The organism is Halopiger goleimassiliensis, assembly GCF_000455345.1.
Taxonomy (GTDB): Archaea; Halobacteriota; Halobacteria; order Halobacteriales; family Natrialbaceae; genus Halopiger_A; species Halopiger_A goleimassiliensis.
This window is the reverse complement of sequence record NZ_HG315690.1, coordinates 2,684,376-2,704,312: the sequence shown is the minus strand read 5'-3', so window position 1 is coordinate 2,704,312 and position 19,937 is coordinate 2,684,376. Positions and strand designations below refer to the sequence as shown.

Annotated in this window: 18 protein-coding genes; 7 read left to right on the top strand and 11 right to left on the bottom strand. The window is 66.8% G+C overall.

All coding sequences use genetic code 11. The features are described from left to right. The 4 genes from TX79_RS19885 to TX79_RS13250 form a co-directional block, all read left to right on the top strand. Positions 1–420, top strand: a 420-nt coding sequence (locus tag TX79_RS19885; protein WP_230198577.1) for an extracellular solute-binding protein, incomplete at its 5' end; no start/stop codon positions are given. 6 nt (positions 421–426) lie between these two features. Beyond that, on the top strand, positions 427–1,350 hold the full coding sequence (locus TX79_RS13260; RefSeq protein ID WP_049927915.1) for an ABC transporter permease: 924 nt from the start codon (positions 427–429) through the stop codon (positions 1,348–1,350). 1 nt (position 1,351) lies between these two features. Next, positions 1,352–2,305, top strand: coding sequence for an ABC transporter permease (locus TX79_RS13255; protein ID WP_049927914.1), 954 nt, complete (start codon positions 1,352–1,354; stop codon positions 2,303–2,305). A gap of 121 nt (positions 2,306–2,426) precedes the next feature. Then, on the top strand, positions 2,427–3,440 hold the full coding sequence (locus tag TX79_RS13250; protein WP_049927913.1) for an ABC transporter ATP-binding protein: 1,014 nt from the start codon (positions 2,427–2,429) through the stop codon (positions 3,438–3,440). A 37-nt stretch (positions 3,441–3,477) separates the two neighbouring features. Here TX79_RS13250 and TX79_RS13245 read toward each other — a convergent pair whose 3' ends face one another. Continuing rightward, positions 3,478–3,693 carry a hypothetical protein gene (locus tag TX79_RS13245; RefSeq protein WP_049927912.1) on the bottom strand — a complete coding sequence of 72 codons (216 nt, stop codon included), beginning with the start codon at positions 3,691–3,693 and terminating at the stop codon, positions 3,478–3,480. Positions 3,694–3,836: 143 nt separating this feature from the next. Between TX79_RS13245 and TX79_RS13240 the strand changes: the two genes are divergently transcribed. Together TX79_RS13240 and TX79_RS13235 are read left to right on the top strand one after the other, a co-directional pair. Further along, entirely contained in the window at positions 3,837–4,586 is a 750-nt protein-coding gene (locus TX79_RS13240) for a V-type ATP synthase subunit D (RefSeq protein ID WP_049927911.1), read from the top strand. Between the two features lie 22 nt (positions 4,587–4,608). After that, the gene (locus TX79_RS13235; protein ID WP_049927910.1) at positions 4,609–5,007 is read left to right on the top strand and encodes a DUF6276 family protein; all 399 of its coding nucleotides are present in this window, start codon (positions 4,609–4,611) and stop codon (positions 5,005–5,007) included. Positions 5,008–5,049: 42 nt separating this feature from the next. On the opposite strand, the gene TX79_RS13230 is transcribed toward TX79_RS13235, so the two are convergent. The 7 genes from TX79_RS13230 to TX79_RS13200 all read right to left on the bottom strand — a co-directional run bounded on the left by TX79_RS13230 (position 5,050) and on the right by TX79_RS13200 (position 13,117). Beyond that, entirely contained in the window at positions 5,050–5,769 is a 720-nt protein-coding gene (locus TX79_RS13230; RefSeq protein ID WP_049927909.1) for a hypothetical protein, read from the bottom strand. Positions 5,770–5,907: 138 nt separating this feature from the next. Then, the gene (locus TX79_RS13225) at positions 5,908–6,300 is read right to left on the bottom strand and encodes a DUF5811 family protein (RefSeq protein ID WP_049927908.1); all 393 of its coding nucleotides are present in this window, start codon (positions 6,298–6,300) and stop codon (positions 5,908–5,910) included. A gap of 154 nt (positions 6,301–6,454) precedes the next feature. After that, a complete protein-coding gene (locus TX79_RS13220) occupies positions 6,455–6,934 on the bottom strand; it encodes a pyruvoyl-dependent arginine decarboxylase (RefSeq protein WP_049928399.1) in 480 nt (159 codons plus the stop codon). A gap of 411 nt (positions 6,935–7,345) precedes the next feature. Continuing rightward, a complete protein-coding gene (pan2, locus tag TX79_RS13215) occupies positions 7,346–8,578 on the bottom strand; it encodes a proteasome-activating nucleotidase Pan2 (RefSeq protein ID WP_049927907.1) in 1,233 nt (410 codons plus the stop codon). Positions 8,579–8,698: 120 nt separating this feature from the next. Continuing rightward, positions 8,699–9,940 carry a M14 family zinc carboxypeptidase gene (locus TX79_RS13210; protein ID WP_049927906.1) on the bottom strand — a complete coding sequence of 414 codons (1,242 nt, stop codon included), beginning with the start codon at positions 9,938–9,940 and terminating at the stop codon, positions 8,699–8,701. A 407-nt stretch (positions 9,941–10,347) separates the two neighbouring features. Then, entirely contained in the window at positions 10,348–12,192 is a 1,845-nt protein-coding gene (gene pepF / locus TX79_RS13205; protein ID WP_049927905.1) for an oligoendopeptidase F, read from the bottom strand. 76 nt (positions 12,193–12,268) lie between these two features. Beyond that, positions 12,269–13,117 carry a hypothetical protein gene (locus tag TX79_RS13200; RefSeq protein ID WP_049927904.1) on the bottom strand — a complete coding sequence of 283 codons (849 nt, stop codon included), beginning with the start codon at positions 13,115–13,117 and terminating at the stop codon, positions 12,269–12,271. Between the two features lie 131 nt (positions 13,118–13,248). On the opposite strand from TX79_RS13200, the gene TX79_RS13195 reads away from it, so the two are divergent. Beyond that, positions 13,249–14,706 (top strand): M28 family peptidase, encoded by a 1,458-nt coding sequence (locus tag TX79_RS13195; protein WP_049927903.1) that lies wholly within the window; start codon positions 13,249–13,251, stop codon positions 14,704–14,706. A gap of 36 nt (positions 14,707–14,742) precedes the next feature. Here the strand turns inward: TX79_RS13195 and TX79_RS13190 are convergent, their stop codons facing one another. The 3 genes from TX79_RS13190 to TX79_RS13180 form a co-directional block, all read right to left on the bottom strand. Continuing rightward, a complete protein-coding gene (locus TX79_RS13190; RefSeq protein ID WP_049927902.1) occupies positions 14,743–15,513 on the bottom strand; it encodes a TrmB family transcriptional regulator in 771 nt (256 codons plus the stop codon). Next, positions 15,510–18,956: an MMPL family transporter gene (locus tag TX79_RS13185; protein ID WP_049927901.1), complete on the bottom strand. Its 3,447-nt coding sequence runs from the start codon at positions 18,954–18,956 to the stop codon at positions 15,510–15,512. The genes TX79_RS13190 and TX79_RS13185 overlap by 4 nt, the downstream gene beginning before the upstream one ends. Positions 18,957–19,152: 196 nt before the next feature. Beyond that, complete coding sequence (locus TX79_RS13180; RefSeq protein WP_049927900.1) at positions 19,153–19,887, bottom strand: MBL fold metallo-hydrolase; 735 nt, start codon at positions 19,885–19,887, stop codon at positions 19,153–19,155. Between the last annotated feature and the right edge of the window lie 50 nt (positions 19,888–19,937).

The window sequence follows — 19,937 nt, the reverse complement described above, 5'->3', positions numbered from 1 at the left end:
CCGATGACCAGCGGCGAGATCTCGACCGTCGTCGAGTACGACTACACGGGGCTGAACTTGAAGTACAACAACGACGAGTTCGACGAGGATCAGATCGACGTGACGGTTCTCACGGGACCGAACGGCGAGCCGGGGGCGATGACCGTCCCCTACGGCTACGCCCTCCTGCGGGACGCTCCGAACCCCGAGGCGGCCAAGCTGTTCATGGACTACGTGCTGAGCCTGGACTGTCAGGAACTGTTCTTCGACGCCTACGTCCGGCCGATCCGGGCGGACGAACTCGACCAGCCCGACGAGTTCCCCGATCAGTCGGAGTACGACGACGCCGGGTTCACCGTCGACCAGGAGCAACTGGTCGCCACCCAGGAGTCGATCCAGGAGGAACTCGTCGAGCGAACGCCGCTGCAGGGTGCTCAGTGACCACGCATGGGCGCGCCCGAATCGACCGGTGGGTCGGTCAGACGACTGGTCTCGCTGGTGGCGACGACCGTCCGGCCGACGACCGAACGCGAACGCGAACGACGCCGCATCGCCATCGCCTGTCTCCCCTTCTTCGTGCTGGCGACCGTCGCGGGGTTCGTCCCGCTGTCGACGCTGGTCCGGATCAGCGTCGCCGAGGATACGGTCTGGATGGAGGGATGGTCGCTCGACGCCTGGCGGACGCTCGTCGCGGACTCGACCTACCTGTGGGTCGCCTGGAACACGCTGTGGTTCGTCGGCCTGGCGACGCTCGTCAGCGTCGCGCTCGCCGTCGCCGTCGCACACGCGCTCGAGAAGTACGACCTGCCGTTCCAGCGACTGATCGTCGCGGCCGTCTCCTTCCCCATCGCGCTCCCGGGGATCGTCGTCGCCTCGCTGATGATCGTCCTGCTGGGTCGACAGGGCTTGGTGACGAACGTCGTCGCGGTCGCGACCGGGGAGAGCGCGATCGATCTGGCGAGCGCGACGGCGATCACCGGCCTCTTTCTCGGCTACGTCTACTCGCTGGTCCCGCGCGCGACGATGGTGCTCCGGGGGACCTACGCCGAGGTCAACGAACGGGCCGAAGAGGCCGCCCGCGCGCTCGGGGCGAGCCGCTGGGAGACCTTCTACCACGTGACGCTGCCGGAGATCAGACCCGGAATCGTCGCGGCGGTGATCCTCACCTTCCGCTCGGGTCTGGCGATCTTCGGCACGGTACTGATCCTCCAGAGTCACCGGGTCGTCACGCTGCAGATCCACCAGGAGATCAGCGTCGGCTCCCACCGGCCCGACGTTGCGGCGGCGATCGGCATCGTCTACGTGGCGTTCATCGTGGCGTTCACGTTCGTCGGACTGCGCTTCGTCGATTCGGACGCGGTGGAGATCTGAGATGAGCGACGACACCCCACCCAGCGACCCGCAGGAGCGGACGGCCGACCAGTCGGCTGCGCCACGACCGGACGGCGGTTCGACGACCACCGCGACGCCGACGCGGGAGCACACTCGAGGGGCGTGGACCCGCCCCGGGGCTGCGCTCTCGACGCTCGTCGGTCGCCCCGTCGTCGTCGCCGTCGTCGCGCTCGTGGTCGCGTTCCTGACCGTCCCCGTGGTCGTCACCTTCGTCTCCTCGTTCGCCGAGTCGGCGACCGGGGTCCTCCCGCGGGGGTTCGTCACGCTCGAGCACTGGCAGCGGGTGCTCGGCTTCGGCGACTACGGCGTCCAGGCCAACGCGATTCCCGGGCTGACGTTCAGCATCGCCGTCGCAACGGCTGGCATGGTCCTGAACGTGATCGTCGGCGTCCCCGTCGCGTACGCGCTCGCGCGATACGACTTCTACGCCAAGGAGTGGCTCAACACGATCGCAATCCTGCCGCTCGTGCCGGGACTGATCCTCGCGATCGCGTTCGTCCAGACCTACCCCGAGTACGGCCGCTCCGCGCTCGGGCTGATCGCGGGCTACTGCCTGCTGAAGTCGCCGTACATGGTGTTGACGGTCCAGAGTTCGTTCCAGTCGATGGATCTCGTCCGCCTCGAGGAGAGCGCCCGGTCGCTCGGGGCCTCTTGGCCGCGGGCCGTACTGACGGTCGTTCTTCCCCACGCGAAACGGGGGATCATGGCCGGCTGTATCATCACCTGGACGCTCGCGGCCGCGGAGTTCAACTTCACCTACCTGGTCGCCAGCGGCAACCCCGACCCGTTCGCGATCTTCCTCTACCGGAACATCTCGAACGCGACCTACCTCCAGTCGGCGGCGGCGGTCTCGGTCTACTTCCTGATCGTCGTCGCTGCGATCGTCGCGCTGCAACTGATCGGCAACAGGGGATTCACCACCGCACGACGATGACGATGAACCACGACACGCGCTCGTTCCGAGACGCTCGAACCACGACGCTCGAGGCGTACCGCACGCAGACCGTCTATCCACCGGCCCGTCCCGTCGGGCCGTCGACCCGGGGTGATCGCCCGTGAGCGACGTCGCCCTCGAGTCGATCACGAAACGCTACGGCGACGAACTCGCCGTCGACGGCGTCGACCTGACGATCCGCGACGGCGAGATACTGGGCGTCGTCGGTCCCTCCGGGTGCGGAAAGACGACGACCCTCCGAACGATCGCGGGTTTCGAGACGCCGACGGACGGTCGCGTCACGTTCGACGGGACCGACGTCACCCACGTCCCGCCCGAGGAGCGCAACGTCGGCCTGGTCTTCCAGTCCTACGCCCTCTTCGACACGATGAGCGTCCGCGAGAACGTCGCCTTCGGGCTGAAGATGCGCGACGTACCCGAGGCAGAGCGCCACGCACGCGCCGACGAACTGCTCGAGTTGCTCGACATCGGGGAGTTGGCCGACCGCCGGCCGACGACGCTCTCGGGCGGCCAGCAACAACGCGTCGGCCTGGCGCGGGCGCTGGCGATCGAGCCGAACGTCCTCCTGCTGGACGAGCCGATGACGGGCCTGGACGCGAAGCTGAAGACCCGCCTGCGCGAGGAGGTCGGGGACTTGCTGGCCGACCTCGAGGTGACGACGCTGTACGTCACCCACGACCAGGCGGAGGCGATGGCGATGTGTGACCGGATCGCCGTCCTCGCGGACGGCCGCGTCGAGCAGGTCGGGACGCCCGCGGAGATCTACCGCCGGCCGAAAAACGAGTTCGTCGCCAACTTCGTCGGCAGTTCCACGCTGCTCGAGGGGACGGCCGCGAACGGCCGGGTCGACCTCGGCTTCGCGGAACTGGACCTCGACGCGTCGGCGTCGGGCGACGTGACGGTCGCGGCCCGCCCCGAGGCGTTTACCGTCGGCGAGGGACCGATCGACGCCGAGGTGACCGGCGTCACCTACCTCGGGGATCGAACCCAGCTCACCGCGGCGCTGGCCGGCGGGACGGAGGTCACCCTGCGCGTGGACGGGATCGACGACTACAGAACGGGCGAGCGGCTGTCGCTGTCGATCGATGCAGAGCGGATTCACGTCCTCGAGTGATCGCCCGACTGTCGCGAGGAGATCCGTCGGGGCGTCTTCACCCCCCGAAGACCCGCCGCAGGCGGTAGAACCGCTCGGGCCAGACCGCGCTGACGAACAGCAGACCGACGGCCAGGCCGGAGAATCCGAACACCGCGACGACGAACGCCGCGTCGGCGACACTGGTCACGGGATACAGCGTTACGACCCCGATCGCTGACAGCAAAAGCGTCGCGGCGAGCACGGCGAAGACGAAGTAGTCCTCTCGGTTCATACCTCTCTATTCACATGTCACGCTCATAGCTTTTTCCGATAGGGACTCTAGTATCGACCAGCGACGAACTGGCGGCCGGTCGCCCCGGGACGCTACAGAAACTGTAAACAGTTATCCGACTGGGGGCGTTACACCCGGCCAAGATGGCCAAGGACGTCAAGCCCACCCGCAAGAACCTAATGGAGATCGAGGACCGGATCGAACTCTCCGAGCGGGGGCACGGCACGCTCGAGAAGAAACGGGACGGGCTGATCATGGAGTTCATGGACATCCTGGACAAGGCCCAGGACGTCCGCGGTGATCTGGCCGACGACTACGAACAGGCCCAGAAGAAGATCAACATGGCCCGCGCCATGGAGGGCGACGTCGCGGTCCGCGGGGCCGCGGCCGCCTTGCAGGAACACCCCGAGATCACGACCGAGTCCAAGAACATCATGGGCGTCGTCGTCCCGCAGATCGAGTCCTCGCGGGTCTCCAAGAGCTTAGACGAGCGCGGCTACGGGATCATGGGCACTTCCGCCCGCATCGACGAGGCCGCCGAGGCCTACGAGGACCTCCTCGAGAGCATCATCCTCGCCGCCGAGGTCGAGACGGCGATGAAGAAGATGCTCCGCGAGATCGAGACCACCAAACGCCGCGTCAACGCCCTGGAGTTCAAGCTCCTGCCGGAACTCTACGAGAGCCAGGAGTACATCGAGCAGAAACTCGAGGAGCAGGAACGCGAGGAGACGTTCCGTCTGAAGAAGATCAAGGAGAAGAAGGAAGCAGAAGAGAAAGAAGAACGGCGCAAGGCGGAGGAGGAAGCCGAAATCGCCGAGGCGGAGGCCGCACAGGACGACCTCGAGGACGTCCAGCCGGATACCGCCGCACAGTCCCCGGCCGCGAACCAGTAACGCTCCCGCGTCGGTCTCGCCGATGGCCTGTCCCGAGTGTGGTTCCGATCCCCTTCTGCTTTCGGTTCCCGAGAGCTATCGCGAGTACGCACCCGGAGAGGCTGCCGTCGTCGCGTTCTGTCCCGACTGTCTCGCGCTCGAGGCGGTCGACGACGCCGGGGGGAGCGCAGCTCCCGACTTCTCGCGCGTCAGCGACGCCTTTCCCACCAAGCCCGACCGGGCGATCCCGCTCGCGCTGGCGCTCGGGTTGGCGTCTTCGCTGGCGACCAATCGCGAGGCGATCGAGTCGTTACTCCGGGCGACCGAACGCGCGGGGGCAGATCCGTTGCTCGTGATCGACCGGCTGGTCGCCGATCCGACCGTCGAGCCGGCGATCGACCTCGAGCGGCGGGCGCATCAACTCGAGCAACTGCTGTACTAGGGGCGACTACGGGCTCGAGACCGCGCCCCCATCGTCGGCTCGCTACGATCTAAACGATCGGACCAGACCGACCCCTCCGACGCCGATGCCGAGGAGGCCGAGCCCGCCGAGGCCGTATCGGGTGAGCCGGTCGATTCGTCGGACGGTATCGGCCGCTGCACAGAAGCCGTCGGCGCTCGAGCTACAGAACGAGCCGCCGTCGTGGAACTCCTTGAATCCGCTCCGCTGAATCGTGTAGTAGTCACCGTCGGACTCGAGGAGTCGGTTCGCGTGGGGGATCGGGTCCCTGGTGATCGCGTCGCCCTCCGCGAGGATTTTCCGTTCCGCGTCGACGAGCCGGTCGTCCGCTATCGCGAGCTGGTCGAACGCCGTCTCGGGCTCCGTGTGGGCGTACCAGAACTCGAGGTCGTCGCTCATGTTGGCCTCGAGGCGGTAGAACTCGCCGTCGAGGTACGCGTGGCTGAACGTGGAGCCGACGCCGGTGGAAGTAATCTCGCCGTCGAACTCCTGTCGAGTGAGATTGCAGTCACGGGTCGTTGACGGCAGGCAGACGACGTTCTCGTCGACGTCGACGGTGACGTGGCGTCGCCGCTCGCCGTCGTCGGTCAGCACGAGTTCGTCGCCGTCGTGGCTCACCTCGTATGCCGTGTACTGGTACAGGGCGGTCGTCTCGGAGCCGGCGACGCCGGCCGCTGCCCACAGCCCGACGACGCCCAGGACGACGAGCAACCAACACGCCAGCCGGGGGCGGTGGAGGGACATAGTTCGGAGTTCGGAGGTAATCTCATGAGTTTTGTGCTCTACCGACGTCCGTGAAACGTGCCCGAGACCGAATCCGTACGCCGGGCTAGTCGGGTGCGCTGCACGCAGTCGAGGCGGCGTGAAAACGCGAGCCGGCCGTTACTTCGCGGTGGGCGTTACGTCGTCGCCGACGGCCTGTTTCACCTGCAGGGCGGCGCTGGCGGCCAGACCCCGGGCGACTTCGGAGCGTTCGTCGTCGCTGATGACCTCGTCGTCGGCGGCGTCCACGTCGGGTGAGAAGCCGGCGCTAACGGCGTGTCCGACCGGCGGGCGCACGGCGACGCGAACCTGCGGGCCGGAGATGCCGGTCGTGACGTCGGCGTCGACGACGTACTCGTCGGGGAGGAACTCGCGGGTACGGGCGGCGAGTCGGGAGACGTCGCGGTTGAGCAGCCGTTTCTGGGAACTCGAGAGGGTCGGAACGTCCGCCGCGGCTCGCTGACCGGCCGTCGTCTCTCCGGGGAGTCCTGCGTACGGCGTATTTCCGTTCATGAGAAGTGTGTACTGGATAGCACGGGCCGGCGAGTCAAAAGGGTTCGCTTTCCGTGCAACTCTCTCACAGGGACGGGTCATACGGAATAACGATTCCCGACGCAACTGCGACCCGGACGGCGGTTGCACCGGAACTGACGTACAACAGGCCGTATCAAACGATCGGTTCACTGTCCCCGTAGACGGCGAGGACGAGCGCCGTCGTGTACGATCCCGACTCTGCCCGGCTGCTCTCGACCACGGTGTGATCGTCGCCGAACTCCCAGTCCCGGAGGTCCTGCCCCGCGGCCAGTCCCTCGCGAACGCGACGCTCCGCGGCTTCGCAGTCCATCTCGCCGGCAGCTTCGTAGAACAGTCCCGGTCCTTCTTCGGGCGCTCGAGCCCAGGCGAGTGCGGCGCTCGCGCGGCCGGGGTCGGCGGTCGTCGCCCGGCCTTCGACGACGGTCAGTCGCCCGCCGACGGGACCGAGGTGGGGCGCGGTGCCGACGGGTTCGACGGGGACGCCCTCGGGAATCACCGAGGAGACGGTCACGAGGTTGTAGTTCTCGACGCCGGCCTCGGCGAGTGCGGCGTCGTAGGAGGCCATCGCCGTGGGGGCCGATGCGGTCCCCCAGACGACTCGGATCGTGCTCATACTCGCGCTCGGGCCCGGACGGCGTAAGGCGTTGCGATCCATCGATGCGGATTACTGGACACTGAAGCGGGTAGTTCGTTCAGTATACGTGCGTATTGATCGGCGGGTTCGTAGCGGATTTTGGCGAAACGGAGTGCTCTGCTATCGTGGACACGGGGAGTTGCCACTCCCTCCCCAACCGATTCGCTCCCGTTGGTCGCTCATCCACTGTCAGAGCGAGCTCTGACAAGCCTTCGTTCGCTCTGCTCACGAAGACCTCGCGCGGTTTCATCGAGCGGCCTCCCTCTCGGTCGGCCGCTCGACAGCACGCGCCACCGCAGACTGGGAGGTAATGAACGAAACGACACCTACACACCCTTTACTGAACGCGATCTTCACGAAGCGATCCGAATACCGAAGTCCTATTGCTAACTACTGGTAGAAGTAGCCCGCCGAGGAGATGACGTCGCTCGAGTCGTCGGCTTCGATCTTCTCGAAGGCGTCGACGAAGTCCTCGTGGTGGACCTCGTCGCGGTCGTTGCGAATGGCGTACATGCCCGCCTCCGTCGCGAGACTCTCGATGTCGGCCCCGGAGTAGCCCTCGGTCTCGGCGGCCAGCGCCGCGAAGTCGACGCCGTCGGCGACGTTCATGTCGCGGGTGTGGATCTCGAGGATCTGCTCGCGGCCTTCCTCGTCGGGTTCGGGCACCTCGATGAGGCGGTCGAACCGACCGGGTCGGAGGATGGCGCGGTCGAGCATGTCGAAGCGGTTGGTCGCGGCGATGATGCGGATCTCGCCGCGGGCTTCGAAGCCGTCCATCTCCGACAGGAGCTGCATCATGGTGCGCTGGACCTCGGCGTCGCCGGAGGTCTTGGACTCGGTGCGAGTGGTGGCGATGGCGTCGATCTCGTCGATGAAGATGATGGCGGGTTCGCGCTCGCGGGCCATCTCGAAGAGGTCCCGGACGAGGCGGGACCCTTCGCCGATGAACTTGCGAACCAGTTCGGAGCCGGCCATCTTGATGAAGGTGGCGTCGGTCTCGTTGGCGACGGCCTTCGCGAGCATCGTCTTGCCCGTCCCGGGTGGGCCGTACAGCAGGACGCCGCTCGGGGGTTCGATACCGACCTCCTCGAACACCTCCGGTTCCGACAGCGGTTGCTCGACGGCCTCGCGGACCTCGCGGACCTGGTCGTCGATGCCGCCGATGTCCGCGTAGGACACCTCGGGCCGTTCGGTGATCTCCATCGACTGGGCCCGGGCGTCGGTCTCGGTGTCGAGTACCTGCTGGATCGCGAAGGAGTCGTTGACCGCGACCCGGTCGCCGGGGTCGACGCGGTCGGCGATCCGTGGCGAGACCTCCGTGAGTACTTCCTGGTTGTTGCCGTGCTGTTTGACGACGACTTCGCCGTCGTCCATCACGTCCTCGACGGTCGCGATGTACAGCGACGAACTCTTGAGCGTCTCGTTCTCGCGTTCTACTTTGTCGACTCGCTCTCGAAGACGCTGGCGACGGTCTTCGGCCTCCTCGAGCTGTTCTTCCAGCTGCTGGCTGACGTCGACGAGGTCCGCGAAGTGGTCACGTAGCGCCTCGAGCCGTTCGTCGTCCGGCAGGTCGGGATCGATATCGCGATGAGGTCGGTCGGGGAGAGACGGGCTTCGAGACATCCTGACGTGCTCCGATAAGTCCCCGACGATAAATGTGCCTTTGGGTCCCGGTCGGTTTTCTCTCGGCCGGGCAGTCGGCGCTGCGTCCCGGTCCGCGAGGAGAGCCCCCCGTCTCTCTGCTCAGTCGTCTTCTATCCCGACGCTGTTGCCCGTTTCGGGAAGTTCGTCGACGCGGTCAGCATCGACGGTGTACAGCGATCCGTCGGCGCTCGCTTCCGCCGCTGCCAACATCGCGTCGAACGGTTGTCGCGCCCGGAAGATGCGATCGCCGAGCGTTCCACCCGCGACTTCGACGAGAACGCTGCCGTAGCCGGCTAACGCGTGGCCGTTCCTGGCGATCCCGCCGTAGGTACCGCCGGGATACCGCGCGTATTCCACGCGTCGCAACTCGGTATCGAGGTCGATCAGTTCGTCGCGCATCGTTACCACCAGTTGCTTGGAGAGTTCACGAATCTCCGGATCGACGTCCTCGTGGAGCGGCCACAGCATCGCGCCGGTTCCGATGAAGCCGTCGCCGGGGTCGTTCGGATCCGGCGGGACGAACCCGACGGGTTCGTCCGCCGAATCGTCGTCTGTATCGTCGCGCGCCCACTCGGGACCCGGCCACTCGGACTCGTAATCCACCATGAAACTCCCCATTCGGTGGAAGTCGATGACCCACTCCGGATCGACGTCGGCCATCAACTCGTGGACGGCGACGGCTTCGGGGACCGGATTTTCGGGATACTCGTCGGGGAAGTTCTGGTAGAGTTCGTGTTGGGTCCAATCGTGTCGGTTGTACCGGTTGACGTCCCAGCCGACACCCGGCTCGCTGGCCGCGAAAATTCCCGACCCGCCCTGGAAGATACCGCTCTCCGGATCGTCTTCGGGTGCTTCCGGATCGACGTTGTACCGGTGTGGAACGACGAAACCGTCCGGATTCGCCCGTGGCACGAGGTGGACCGATCGGTTCTCGAGGATGCGCTCGGCGCGTGGATCACCACTGGTGAGAAACTGCGCGACCGCGAGCAGTCCCTCGGCCATGAAGTACTCGTCGCCGTGCTGTTGGGCGATACCCATGACACCCGGGTTCTTTTGCTTCTTTTTTCCGACGTGTACAGCGTACAGCGGTCGGCCCTGGTTCGATCGTCCGAACTGGTCGACCGTGACGAGTTCCGGGTGTTCGCTCTCCAACTGATAGAGGAGCGTTTCGAGTTCCCGATTATCGAGGACGTCGTCGTTCTCGAGATACGCTCTCGCGAACTCCTCGAGTTCGAACTCGCCGCCAGGCTGCGTGTCGGATCGAGCCGCGGCCGATCCGGCCGTCGTCAACGCCGCGATTCCACCCATCGCTTTCAGGAAGTCCCGTTTGTCCAGTTCCATGATACGCCCTACCAGATTCCGCCACCAAATGTAAATTATTCTATAAGAACGGATGGTAGTTACAGATGTCTAACGGAAAGGTATTGCAACGAGGGTCTCTCGTCGGATCCGACCGATGATTGCGAAAGCGGGGTATCCGATAACCGGCACGCGACGTTCGAGCGGCGTATCGAGTCGCGGGTAATCGAACCACGACGAGACTTCCGCGACGCCGATCCTCCGACCGCTACGCCCGAGAGGACCACCTACAGGTGGGTGAGTCGGTATGGGTGGCCCAGACCGAACGGTCGCGGTTGGCCTGACGGGAGCGGGTGAGTGCCGCTGGCCGGTCGGTATCGTCCGCTCCGTTCACGGCGGTACCGGCGCGGAACCCCTCAGGAGTGCGAACGCGCAGCGCCCGCGTCGACTCAGCCGAGCAGATCGGCCATCTCGTCGAGTCGGTCGCCGTACGTACCGAGCGCGCGTTCGATCGGCTCCGAACTGCTCATGTCGACGCCGGCGATCCGCAACAGTTCGAGCGGGTACTCCCGCGAGCCGCGCCGGAGGAACGCGAGGTAATCCTCGGCCGCCGTTTCGCCTTCCTCGAAGATGCGGTCGCTGATCGCCAGCGCGGCGGACATGCCGGTCGCGTACTGGTAGACGTAGAACGCCCGGTAGAAGTGCGGGATGCGCATCCACTCGCGGGCGATCCGGTCGTCGATGGCGGCGGGTTCGTAGTAGGTCGCCTTCAGGTCGCGGTAAACCTCGTCCAGTCGGTCCGCCGTGAGCGGTTCGCCCGCTTCCTCGAGGCGGTGGGCCTCGTGTTCGAACTCGGCGAACAGCGTCTGGCGGTACAGCGTCGAGCGGACCCGTTCGAGGAACTCGTTCAGGACGTGCTTGCGGAACTCGGGGTCGTCGACGGTCTCGAGCAAGTGCTGGGTAAGGAGGGCCTCGTTGACCGTGCTGGCGACCTCGGCCACGAAAATCTCGTAGTCCGAGTAGACGTAGGGTTGTTCCTCCTTCGTCAGTTCGGAGTGCATCGAGTGGCCGAGTTCGTGTGCGAGGGTGTACATCGAGGCGATGTCGTCCTGGTAGTTCATCAGGATGAACGGCTGGGTGTCGTACGTGCCGCCGGAGTACGCGCCGGATTGTTTGCCCTCGTTCTCGTAGACGTCGACCCAGTTCGACTCGAGGCCCTCGGCGACGCGGGACTGGTACTCCTCGCCGAGCGGTTCGAGCGCGTCGACGACGTACTCGGTCGCCCGGTCGTACTCGACGTCCGGCCCCTCGTCGCCGGTCAGGGGCATGTAGAGGTCCCACATCCGCAGTTCGTCGACACCGAGGGCCTCGCGTTTGAGTTCCGCGTGGCGGTGGAGTTCGTCGAGTTCGTCGTGGACGGTGTCGACGAGAGTGTCGTAGACCTCGACGGGGACGTTCGGCCCGTCGAGCGCGGCTTCGCGGGCGGTATCGTAGTCCCGTGCCTGGGCGAGTTTCACGTCGGCCTTGACGCTGTTCTTGTAGGCCGTCGCGACCGTGTTGCGCATCGACTCCCACTCGTCGAAGTAGGCCTCGTAGACCCGTTTTCGGAAGTCGCGGTCGGGCCGCTTGAGCAGGTTGGTGAAGTTGCTCTGGGTGATCCGGACCGGTTCGCCCCCGCTGTCTCGCGGCTCGTCGCCGCTCGACTCGTCCGAGGCGCTTTGCGCCTCGCTATCCTCCACGGCGGGAAACTCCATGTCCGCGTTCGAGAGCATGGTGTAGACGTCGCCGGCCGCCCCCGTCACCTCGCTCAGATCCGCCAGCAGTTCCTCGACCTCCGCCGAGCGCGTGTGGGGTTTCATCCGCAACACGTCGTCGACGTAGTGATCGTACGTCTCGAGTTCCGGCACCGCCTCGACCATCGCGTCGAACTCCTCGCGGGTGAGTTCCTGGAGTTCGGGTTCGATGAACGACGCCGCCGACTGGGCGTCCGCAGCCAGCGACTGGGCGCGGGCGGTCAGCGCCTGGTAGTGCTGGTCGGTCGTGTCCTCGTCGCGGCGCATCCGGGCGTAGGCCGCGACGGTCGAGACCTCCCGCATGATCTCCTCGTACAGTTCGAAGACCTCGAGCAGCGTCTCGCCGTCGTCGGTAACCCGACCCTCGTACGCCGCCAGGTCCTCGATCCGGTCGGCGACGCGCTCGTAGGCGTCCTCCCACTCGTCGTCCGTCGCGTAGATGCTCTCGAGATCCCACGTGTACTCGTCGTCGATCTCGGAGCGTTCGGGAACGGAACTCATGGGGGGTCGTTCGAATTCGGAGTGGTAAAGCGTGTCGAACGACGAACCCACACAGGGTGCTCGATCGACCCCCCGGTCAGGACCGAAGGAGCCGGCTGGGATCGGAAACGAGCGGCGTCTCGTCCCCCATTGCAGCCCGGTAGATCGCCGTCGTGAGCACGACGTACCCGATCATCGCGACGACGAACATCGCCAGGATTCCCGCGGCGACGGTGACGATGGCGAGACCGACGGTCCCGAGCGGACCCACGCTGACCGAGCCGAGGTCGAACCACTCGAGCGCGAGCAGGCCCCCGGCCAGTATCATCGTGACCGTTCCGATCGCCCCCACGACGGCGTCGACCCGGATCGGTTCGACCGTCGTCCGCTCGAGTCGTGCCTCGAGCCCCGCCCGAAACTCGTCGAAGGCGGCGGCGAGCGACGAGGTATCCGTCGCACCGGCGATGACCGCGAAGACGAAGGCGGCGACGAACGTCGGTCCTCCTGCCGGCCGATCGACCAGTTCCGCGAGTCGGCCCAGCGCCGGCAGGTGGGATTCACCCATCCTCGTGCCGGTCAACACGGCGGCAGCGATCACGAGCCGGACGCGTCGTGCCGCGACCACGAGGCCCGAACCCGGGACCGCGAATCCTCGCTCGTAGACCGACGACACCTCGTAACTGAACGCACTCAACAGGAAGACCAGGACGATCGGAACGAGAACGAAGTAGGCGACGGTGCCGAGGACCACGGCCGTCGAGAGCAGGACGTTCCCGCCGGTCGACAGCTCCCCGGAGAGCAGCCGAACGAACGTCCAGCCGACGGCCCCGACCACCCCACACAGCAGCCCGACGGTGAACGCCAGCACGGCGAGTGGATACAGGAGCGTCCACGGCGCGCGGAGCAGCACCGAGAGCGTTCCGATCGCGATTCGGAGTCGCCCCATCTCTGCACGAACGAGGTCAGCGAACTGTCATAAGGATATCCGTTTTCGACGACGCGTTCACGCGACGGCGGGGACGGTCCCTGCCGCGTGACACCCCATAGCCTATCCGGCCGCGAGGGCTACGTACGCGTATGGACGAAGGCGGGTCGACCGAACGGAGCATCGCCGTGACGACCGACGGACACCTCGAGTCGGCGATCGGCCGCGCGTGGACCGACGACCGTCCCTGGCGACTGCTGACCCGGTTGACCGAACTCCCCCACCGGATGGGCGGCTCGCCCGGCGAGCGACGGGCCGCCGAGATCGTTCGCGAGGCGTTCGCCGACGCCGGCCTCGAGAACCGCGAGATTCGGGAGTTCGAGATGCAGTACTGGGAGCGGGGGTCGACGGAGTTCGCCGTGCTCGAGGGCGACGCGAAGGCGGACGACGGCCGCGACGTCGATCGGTCCTTCGAGGCGATCGCGCTGCCGTACTCGCCGGCGGGCGACGTCGAGGGGCCGCTCGTCGACGTCGGTTACGGGACGCCCGAGGAGATCGAGAACGCCGACCTGCAAGGTGCCGTCGCCATCGCGAGCACGACGACGCCGCCGGGCCAGCGGTTCGTCCACCGGATGGAGAAGTTCGGCCACGCCATCGCGGCCGGCGCGACCGGGTTCGTCTTCGCCAACCACGTCGACGGGCAGTTGCCGCCGACGGGCGCGCTGAAGTTCGACACCGAAGCCGCGATTCCGGGGATCGGCGTCAGCAGCGAGACCGGCGACTGGCTCCGGGAGTACGCCGACCGGGACGCCCGCGCCCGCATCCGCGTCGACGCGCGGACCCAGCCGGGGACGAGCCAGAACGTCCACGGGACCGTTGGTAGCGAGGCGTCGCGCGCCTCGGAGTCTTCGAGCGGGCAGCGCCCGCGAGATGCCGACACCGAAGAGGAGGTCGTCGTCGTGGCCCACTACGACGCCCACGACATCACCGAGGGTGCACTGGACAACGGCTGTGGAATCGCGACCGTCGTCGGCGCGGTGAACGTCCTGACCGCCATCGAGGACGCCCTCGACTGTCGGGTCCGGATCGTCGGCGTCGGCTGCGAAGAGATCGGCCTGCTCGGCGCGGAGGCGCTGGCCGACGAACTCGATCTCGAGGCGGTCCGCGCGGTCGTCAACGTCGACGGCGCGGGTCGGTACCGGAACCTGCGGGCGCTGACCCACGCCTCGGACGATCTCGAGGCCCTCGCCGAACGCGTCACCGACGTGCTCGGACAGCCGCTGGCCGTCGATCCGGACCCGCATCCGTTCAGCGACCACTGGCCGTTCCTCCGGAACGGGGTGCCCGCGCTGCAACTCCACAGCGAACCCCCCGAGGGTCGCGAGCGCGGGCGTGGCTGGGGTCACACCACCGCGGATACCCGCGACAAGGTCGACCCCCGGAACCTCCGGGAACACGCCGTGCTGACGGCCACGCTGGTCGCCGAACTGACCTATACGAGCGTGGAGCGACTCGAGGCGAACCGCCTCCGTGAGCGACTGCAGGAACAGGACTTCGAGTCGGGCATGCGTGCGGCCGAACTGTGGCCCGACGCGTGGGGCGACTCCTGAGGCGTCGGCACCTGGCTAGTCGGTGATCGAGCGCGATCAGGACTCGCGAACCTGCTGGTTCGCCTCGATGAGCTGGATCAGGACGCTGGCGAACAGCGAGCCGGCGCTCCAGATGGCCGTCTCGCTCCCGTCGTCGTCGACGACGCTCAGCAGAACGGCGTCGTCATCGACCAGGAGAATCCGGCCCGATCGGTCGTCGCCCTCGCGGTGGGCCGGCGACGACTCGACGACCACTCCCTCGAGCGCGCTCACTCGCTCGCGAACCGCCTGGTCGCGCGAGACGGCGACCACGGTGCGACCGGCCGCGGCCTGGCGCTCGAGGGTGCGCTCGATCGCGTCGGTCACGAGTTCCGGCAGGCGGGTTCCGAAGACGATCCGCTCCTCCGCCTGCGAGCAGAGGTCGACCACTCGGTCCGTGACGCGGTCGGTCCCGCGGACCGTCCAGATGTCCTCGCGTTCCTCCTCGCCGGTCGGGTCCGTACGGACCGCGTCGACGTACTCGAAGGCGCGTTCGCGCTCGCGTTCGAACCGCTCCTCGATGGTCGCCCGCGCCTCCTCGATGGGAACGGGCCGGTAGCGGATCGGGCTCGACTGCTGGATCTCGAGCAAACCGCGCTCGGCGAGCCTCTCGGCGACGCTGTAGACCTGCGAGCGGGGAACGTCGACGACCCGGGAGACGTCCCGTGCGGTGCCCGAGCCGAGCCGGTGGAGCGCGATGAAGACCTTCGCCTCGTAGCTGGTCAGCCCGAGGCGTTCGAAGGCCTCGACGGCTTCGACCTCCGTCGGGTCGGTCGCGTCGTCGGTCACTCGCGGTCACCTCCCTGGACATCGTCCGCGTCGTCCGGCGTTCGCTCCGACTCCGCCGGGGGATCAGCGGGTACCCCGCCGTCGCTGGCCGGGGTAGCCGGTCGGTCCGTCCCGACGTCGAACGACACGTCCGGCCCGAAGTACCGCGTCCAGAGCACGAGCAGGGTCGGCAACACGACGACGCTCGCGACGAACGCGTAGGCGATCGTCAGTGCGGTGATGATGCCGAACTGCCGGAGTGCCGGGAGGATGGCGAACGCGAGCGTCCCGAAGCCGCCGATCGTCGTCGCCGCGCTCCCGAGCAGCGCGCCGCCGGTTCCGGTGACCGTGGTGTGCATCGCCGCCCAGGCGTTGCCCTGGCGCTCGAGCTCGAGCGTGTACCTGGCGCTGACGTGGATGCTGTAGGCGACGCCCAGCCCGATGGTGAGGCTGGTGATCATCCCCGTCAGCACGTTGAAGGGCATCCCGAGCAGGTACATCGTGCCCAGGATCCAGCTGACGGCGAAGGCGACGGGCAGCAGAGTGACGGCCCCGAGCGCGGCCCCGTTGCCGGTCATCCAGTAGGCCACCGTCAGGAAGACGAACGCGGCCACGAGCGTGACGGCGAGGCTTTGAATGACCGTATCGAACAGATCTTGCTCGACGATGTAGTTGACGATCGGGTCGCCGGTCGCGATGGCGCTGACGCCGCCGGCGGCCGCCGCGCCGTCGTCATCGTCCGCCGTCCCGTCGTCCTGGCCGTTCGCCCAGTCGGCTCTCTCGTCGCCGACATCGTCGTCGTCGATCGTCGCCGCGACGTCGCGCATCTCCGCCGTCACGTTCCCGAACGTAGCGTCACCGTCGACGCCGATCAGCAGGCGTGCAGCCTCGTACGTCCCGTCGTCCGTTCGGTTGAGCACCTCGCTCGCGCCCTCCTCGTTGACCTCGAACAGTTCGTCGTACAGGGCGGAGACGTTCTCGTCGGGGATCCCGTCGCCGGTCGTGTCGGCGGCGCGCAGGCGCTCGTCGAACGAGTCGTTGCGGGCCGCGGTCTCGTTCATGACGGCGAGTGGCCCCTCGACGTCCGCGTCGCCGGTCGCCGTCGTGTAGGCGACCGGGCTGTCGGCGGCCTCCCCCTGGGCGTCGGCGAGTCGATCGAGGACGTCCCCGTCGGCGACGTCGCCCTCGACGAGGATCTCGGCCTGGAGGTCGTCGCGCTGGAAGTGTTCGTTGACGTACTCGAGGTCGTCGGCGGCCTGGTACTCGCCGGGACTCATCCCGCCGGGGAGGTGTTCGGTCCACTCGGGCGGGCTCTCGGCGAGGAAGTCCTCCTCCTCGAAGCTGGTGTCGACCTGGCTGGCACCGTAAACGCCGCCCGCGGTCAGCAGGAGGACGGCAACCAGCAACACGAGCGGGATTCTCCTGGCCGCGACGGAGCCGACCGAGAGCACGTCGCTGAACCGGCCGCCGCCGGTCCCGAACGCCCGCTTGTGCCGGTCGAACCCCCAGCGCTCGAGCAGGGCGTCGAGTTCGACCTTGGCGGCGGGGATCAATGCCCCGAAGACGATCAGAGCCGTGACGATGCCGACGGAGCTGACGATCGCGAACTCCCGGATCGGGGCGATGGGGCTGACGAGGTTCGCCAGGAAGCCGATGGCGGTCGTCGCGGTGACCCAGACCAGCGCAACCCCGACGCCGGCCAGGGCGACGGTCATCGAGCCGCGGACGGTGTCCGTCGTCTCATCGGGGTCGCGCTGCTCACGGGTCACCTCGCTCCCCGTTTGCTTTTCCGAGGTGCGTAGCACCTCGCGTTGTTCGCGATGGCGCATGAAGACGTGTATCGCGTAGTCGATCGAGAGCCCGATCAGCAACACGGGGACGGCCACCATCATCTGGTTGAACGCGATCCCCGTCCAGCCCATGAAGCCGAACGTCCAGATCAACACGACGAGGATGCCGACCACGCCCAGGACGATGTCCAGCGGATCGCGGTAGGCGATCAGCAACGCGGCGACGACGAACGCCAGCGCCAGCGGGCCGACGATCGCGAGGCTATCGCCCATCGAGCGGTCGATCTCGTCGGAGATGATGCCGACGCCGAAGACGACGTACTCGTGGTCGTGCTCGACGGCGAGGTCGCGGACGTCGAGTTGCGTCTCGAGGACGCCTTCGTCGTCGGTCGCCCCCATCTCCGTGGCGGCGTCGCCCGCGATCTCCTGGCTGATCACGGTCATCCGCGCGTCGGCCTCGGTCGATCCCGGTTCGAAGTCCGAGGGCATGAACGCGAGAGCGGCCCCGTCCTCGCCCTCGTCGTCGCCTTCGGAGAGCGACGCCTCGAGCGCGTCCTCGAACGCCTCGTCGTCTATCTCCTCGAGCGTCTCGATCTGTTCCTCGAGCGACAGTCCTTCGTCGTCCTCGTCGTCCGCCTCGAGTGCCGCCCAGTCGTCTTCGAGTTCCGCTTGCGCGTCCTCGAGTTCTTCCTGCCGCTCCTCGAGTTCCGCTCGCTCCTCCTCGAGGGTCTGCTGGTCCTCCTCGAACGCCTCGAAGTCCGACTCGAGTTGTTCGTACTCCTCCTGGAGGACGCCCATCGTCGCGGCGGTGTAGACGCCCTCGAGGTCCTCGTTCAGTTCCTGGTACTCGGGGACCGATTCGGGGTCGTCGGTCGCCTGCTCGATCTCGAACAGCCCCGCCTCGATCGCGCGGGCCTGCTGGACCCGCTCCTCGTACGCGGCGGCCTGCTCCTCGTCGAGGTCGGCCGTTTCGGTCGTCTCTTCGATCAGGTCGTCGAACGCGGCCTCGAGTTCGGCGGCCCGCTGTTCGTACTCGGGGTCGTCCTCGTCGGTCGTCGCGTTCAACTCCTCGTACTCGCGCTGGATGTCCCGGGCCTCGTCGATCCCGGCCTCGAGCGCGTCGCTACGGGCCTCGAGTTCGGCCTCGCGCTCGGCGAGTTCCTGGCCGCGTTCCTCGAGTTCCTCGCCGCGTTCGGCCAGTTCCTCCCCGAGAGCCTGGAGTTCCTCACCTTCCTCGGCGAGTTCCTCGCTGCGGTTCTCGAGTTCGGCGACTCGCTGCTGGGTGTGGGCGGTCATCGCGACGATGTTCTCGACGCCCGTGATCGGGTCCTCCTCGACCAGCGTCTCGTCGATCGACTCGTTGTTCCGCAGCGTCTGCTGGAACTCGAGGGAGTCGATCAACCCCTCTCGGTCGAGCACGTTGACCTCTGCCGCGTCGCCGCGGTGGATCAACTGTATCGACGTCGTGTTCTCGCGTGCCTCGCTGCCGAACCGGTCGTCGATCTCCTCGGCGGCTTGTGCTTCCGGCGACTCGCTCTCGAACTGGTCGAGCGAGGAGTCGTCGTCGACCATCGGCATTCCCGCACCCACGAGTGCGGTCGTCAGCAGCAGTGCAACGAGAACGATTTTCGAGTGGGACGTTACGACGTCGGCGATCCGATCCGCCAGACTCATTCGATCGCCTCCGTTGCTCGTCGGGGAACCATGCTGTTGTGATGATCCTACAAAACGGCCGCTTATACTTGTTAGGATACTTACATAAGTGTGAACGTCTTCGAACGTGATACGTACGGCTACCGGATCGGTTGCGTTATCGATCTACTCGAATACCTGAAACTAGTGGCCGGTTCCGCGAACCGGGTCGACGCTGCTAGTCGATGGTGACCGTCTTCAGATCTTCGGCGAAGCGAACGTCACCGTCGTAGTGGTCCCCGATCGAGGCGAGCATCTCCTCGCGCCGGCCGTCCGTGTGCGGGTAGAGGTGGGTGAGGTAGACCCGGCCGATGTCCGTCCCGGCGAGGGCCGTCCCGAGGGTCTCCGGCGTGGGGTGGTTCGAGACGTCGACGTCGTCGGGGAACGAACAGTCGTGGGCGAGGATCGCCGACTCGTCGGCGAAGTTCGCCAGGCCGGGGAACGCCTCGCTGTCGCCGCTGAAGGTAAACAGGTCGCCGAAGCGGTATGCCAGACACGGCAGGGAGTGGCGCGTCTCGTAGGCGGCGACGTCGAATCCCGCGACGGAGAACTCGCCGGCGACGACCTCCCGGAGTTGCAGGTCCAGCCGTCCCTCCATGTAGTCGTGGACCGACAGCAGGTCGTCGACGAGGGATTTCGTTCCCTGCGGGCCGACGATCTCGAGGTGGTCCTCGCCGGCGAGCCACCGCGCCTTCATGAGCGGCAGGAGGTCGGCGACGTGATCGAGGTGGTGGTGGGTCAGCAACACCGTCGAGACGTTCTCGTAGCCGACGCCGGACTGCTGGAGTCGGTGTAACACCCCGGAGCCACAGTCGATCAACAGCCGTCGGTCGTCCTCCGCCACGACGATCCCCGTCTGGAAGCGTTCGCCCGTCGGCATCGCGCTCCCGGTACCCAGAAAGGTGATCCGCATGCGAGAGGCTGTGCCCGGGCCGGGCAAAAGGGTTGTGTTGGTCCTCGAGT

Bases quoted from the DNA above. Each gene is read 5' to 3' on its own strand.
- TX79_RS13260 (WP_049927915.1), top strand. From the start codon at position 427: ATGGGCGCGCCCGAATCGACCGGTGGGTCGGTCAGACGACTGGTCTCG.
- TX79_RS13255 (WP_049927914.1), top strand. From the start codon at position 1,352: ATGAGCGACGACACCCCACCCAGCGACCCGCAGGAGCGGACGGCCGAC.
- TX79_RS13245 (WP_049927912.1), bottom strand. From the start codon at position 3,693: ATGAACCGAGAGGACTACTTCGTCTTCGCCGTGCTCGCCGCGACGCTT.
- TX79_RS13240 (WP_049927911.1), top strand. From the start codon at position 3,837: ATGGCCAAGGACGTCAAGCCCACCCGCAAGAACCTAATGGAGATCGAG.
- TX79_RS13235 (WP_049927910.1), top strand. From the start codon at position 4,609: ATGGCCTGTCCCGAGTGTGGTTCCGATCCCCTTCTGCTTTCGGTTCCC.
- TX79_RS13230 (WP_049927909.1), bottom strand. From the start codon at position 5,769: ATGTCCCTCCACCGCCCCCGGCTGGCGTGTTGGTTGCTCGTCGTCCTG.
- TX79_RS13225 (WP_049927908.1), bottom strand. From the start codon at position 6,300: ATGAACGGAAATACGCCGTACGCAGGACTCCCCGGAGAGACGACGGCC.
- TX79_RS13220 (WP_049928399.1), bottom strand. From the start codon at position 6,934: ATGAGCACGATCCGAGTCGTCTGGGGGACCGCATCGGCCCCCACGGCG.
- pan2 (WP_049927907.1), bottom strand. From the start codon at position 8,578: ATGTCTCGAAGCCCGTCTCTCCCCGACCGACCTCATCGCGATATCGAT.
- TX79_RS13210 (WP_049927906.1), bottom strand. From the start codon at position 9,940: ATGGAACTGGACAAACGGGACTTCCTGAAAGCGATGGGTGGAATCGCG.
- pepF (WP_049927905.1), bottom strand. From the start codon at position 12,192: ATGAGTTCCGTTCCCGAACGCTCCGAGATCGACGACGAGTACACGTGG.
- TX79_RS13200 (WP_049927904.1), bottom strand. From the start codon at position 13,117: ATGGGGCGACTCCGAATCGCGATCGGAACGCTCTCGGTGCTGCTCCGC.
- TX79_RS13195 (WP_049927903.1), top strand. From the start codon at position 13,249: ATGGACGAAGGCGGGTCGACCGAACGGAGCATCGCCGTGACGACCGAC.
- TX79_RS13185 (WP_049927901.1), bottom strand. From the start codon at position 18,956: ATGAGTCTGGCGGATCGGATCGCCGACGTCGTAACGTCCCACTCGAAA.
- TX79_RS13180 (WP_049927900.1), bottom strand. From the start codon at position 19,887: ATGCGGATCACCTTTCTGGGTACCGGGAGCGCGATGCCGACGGGCGAA.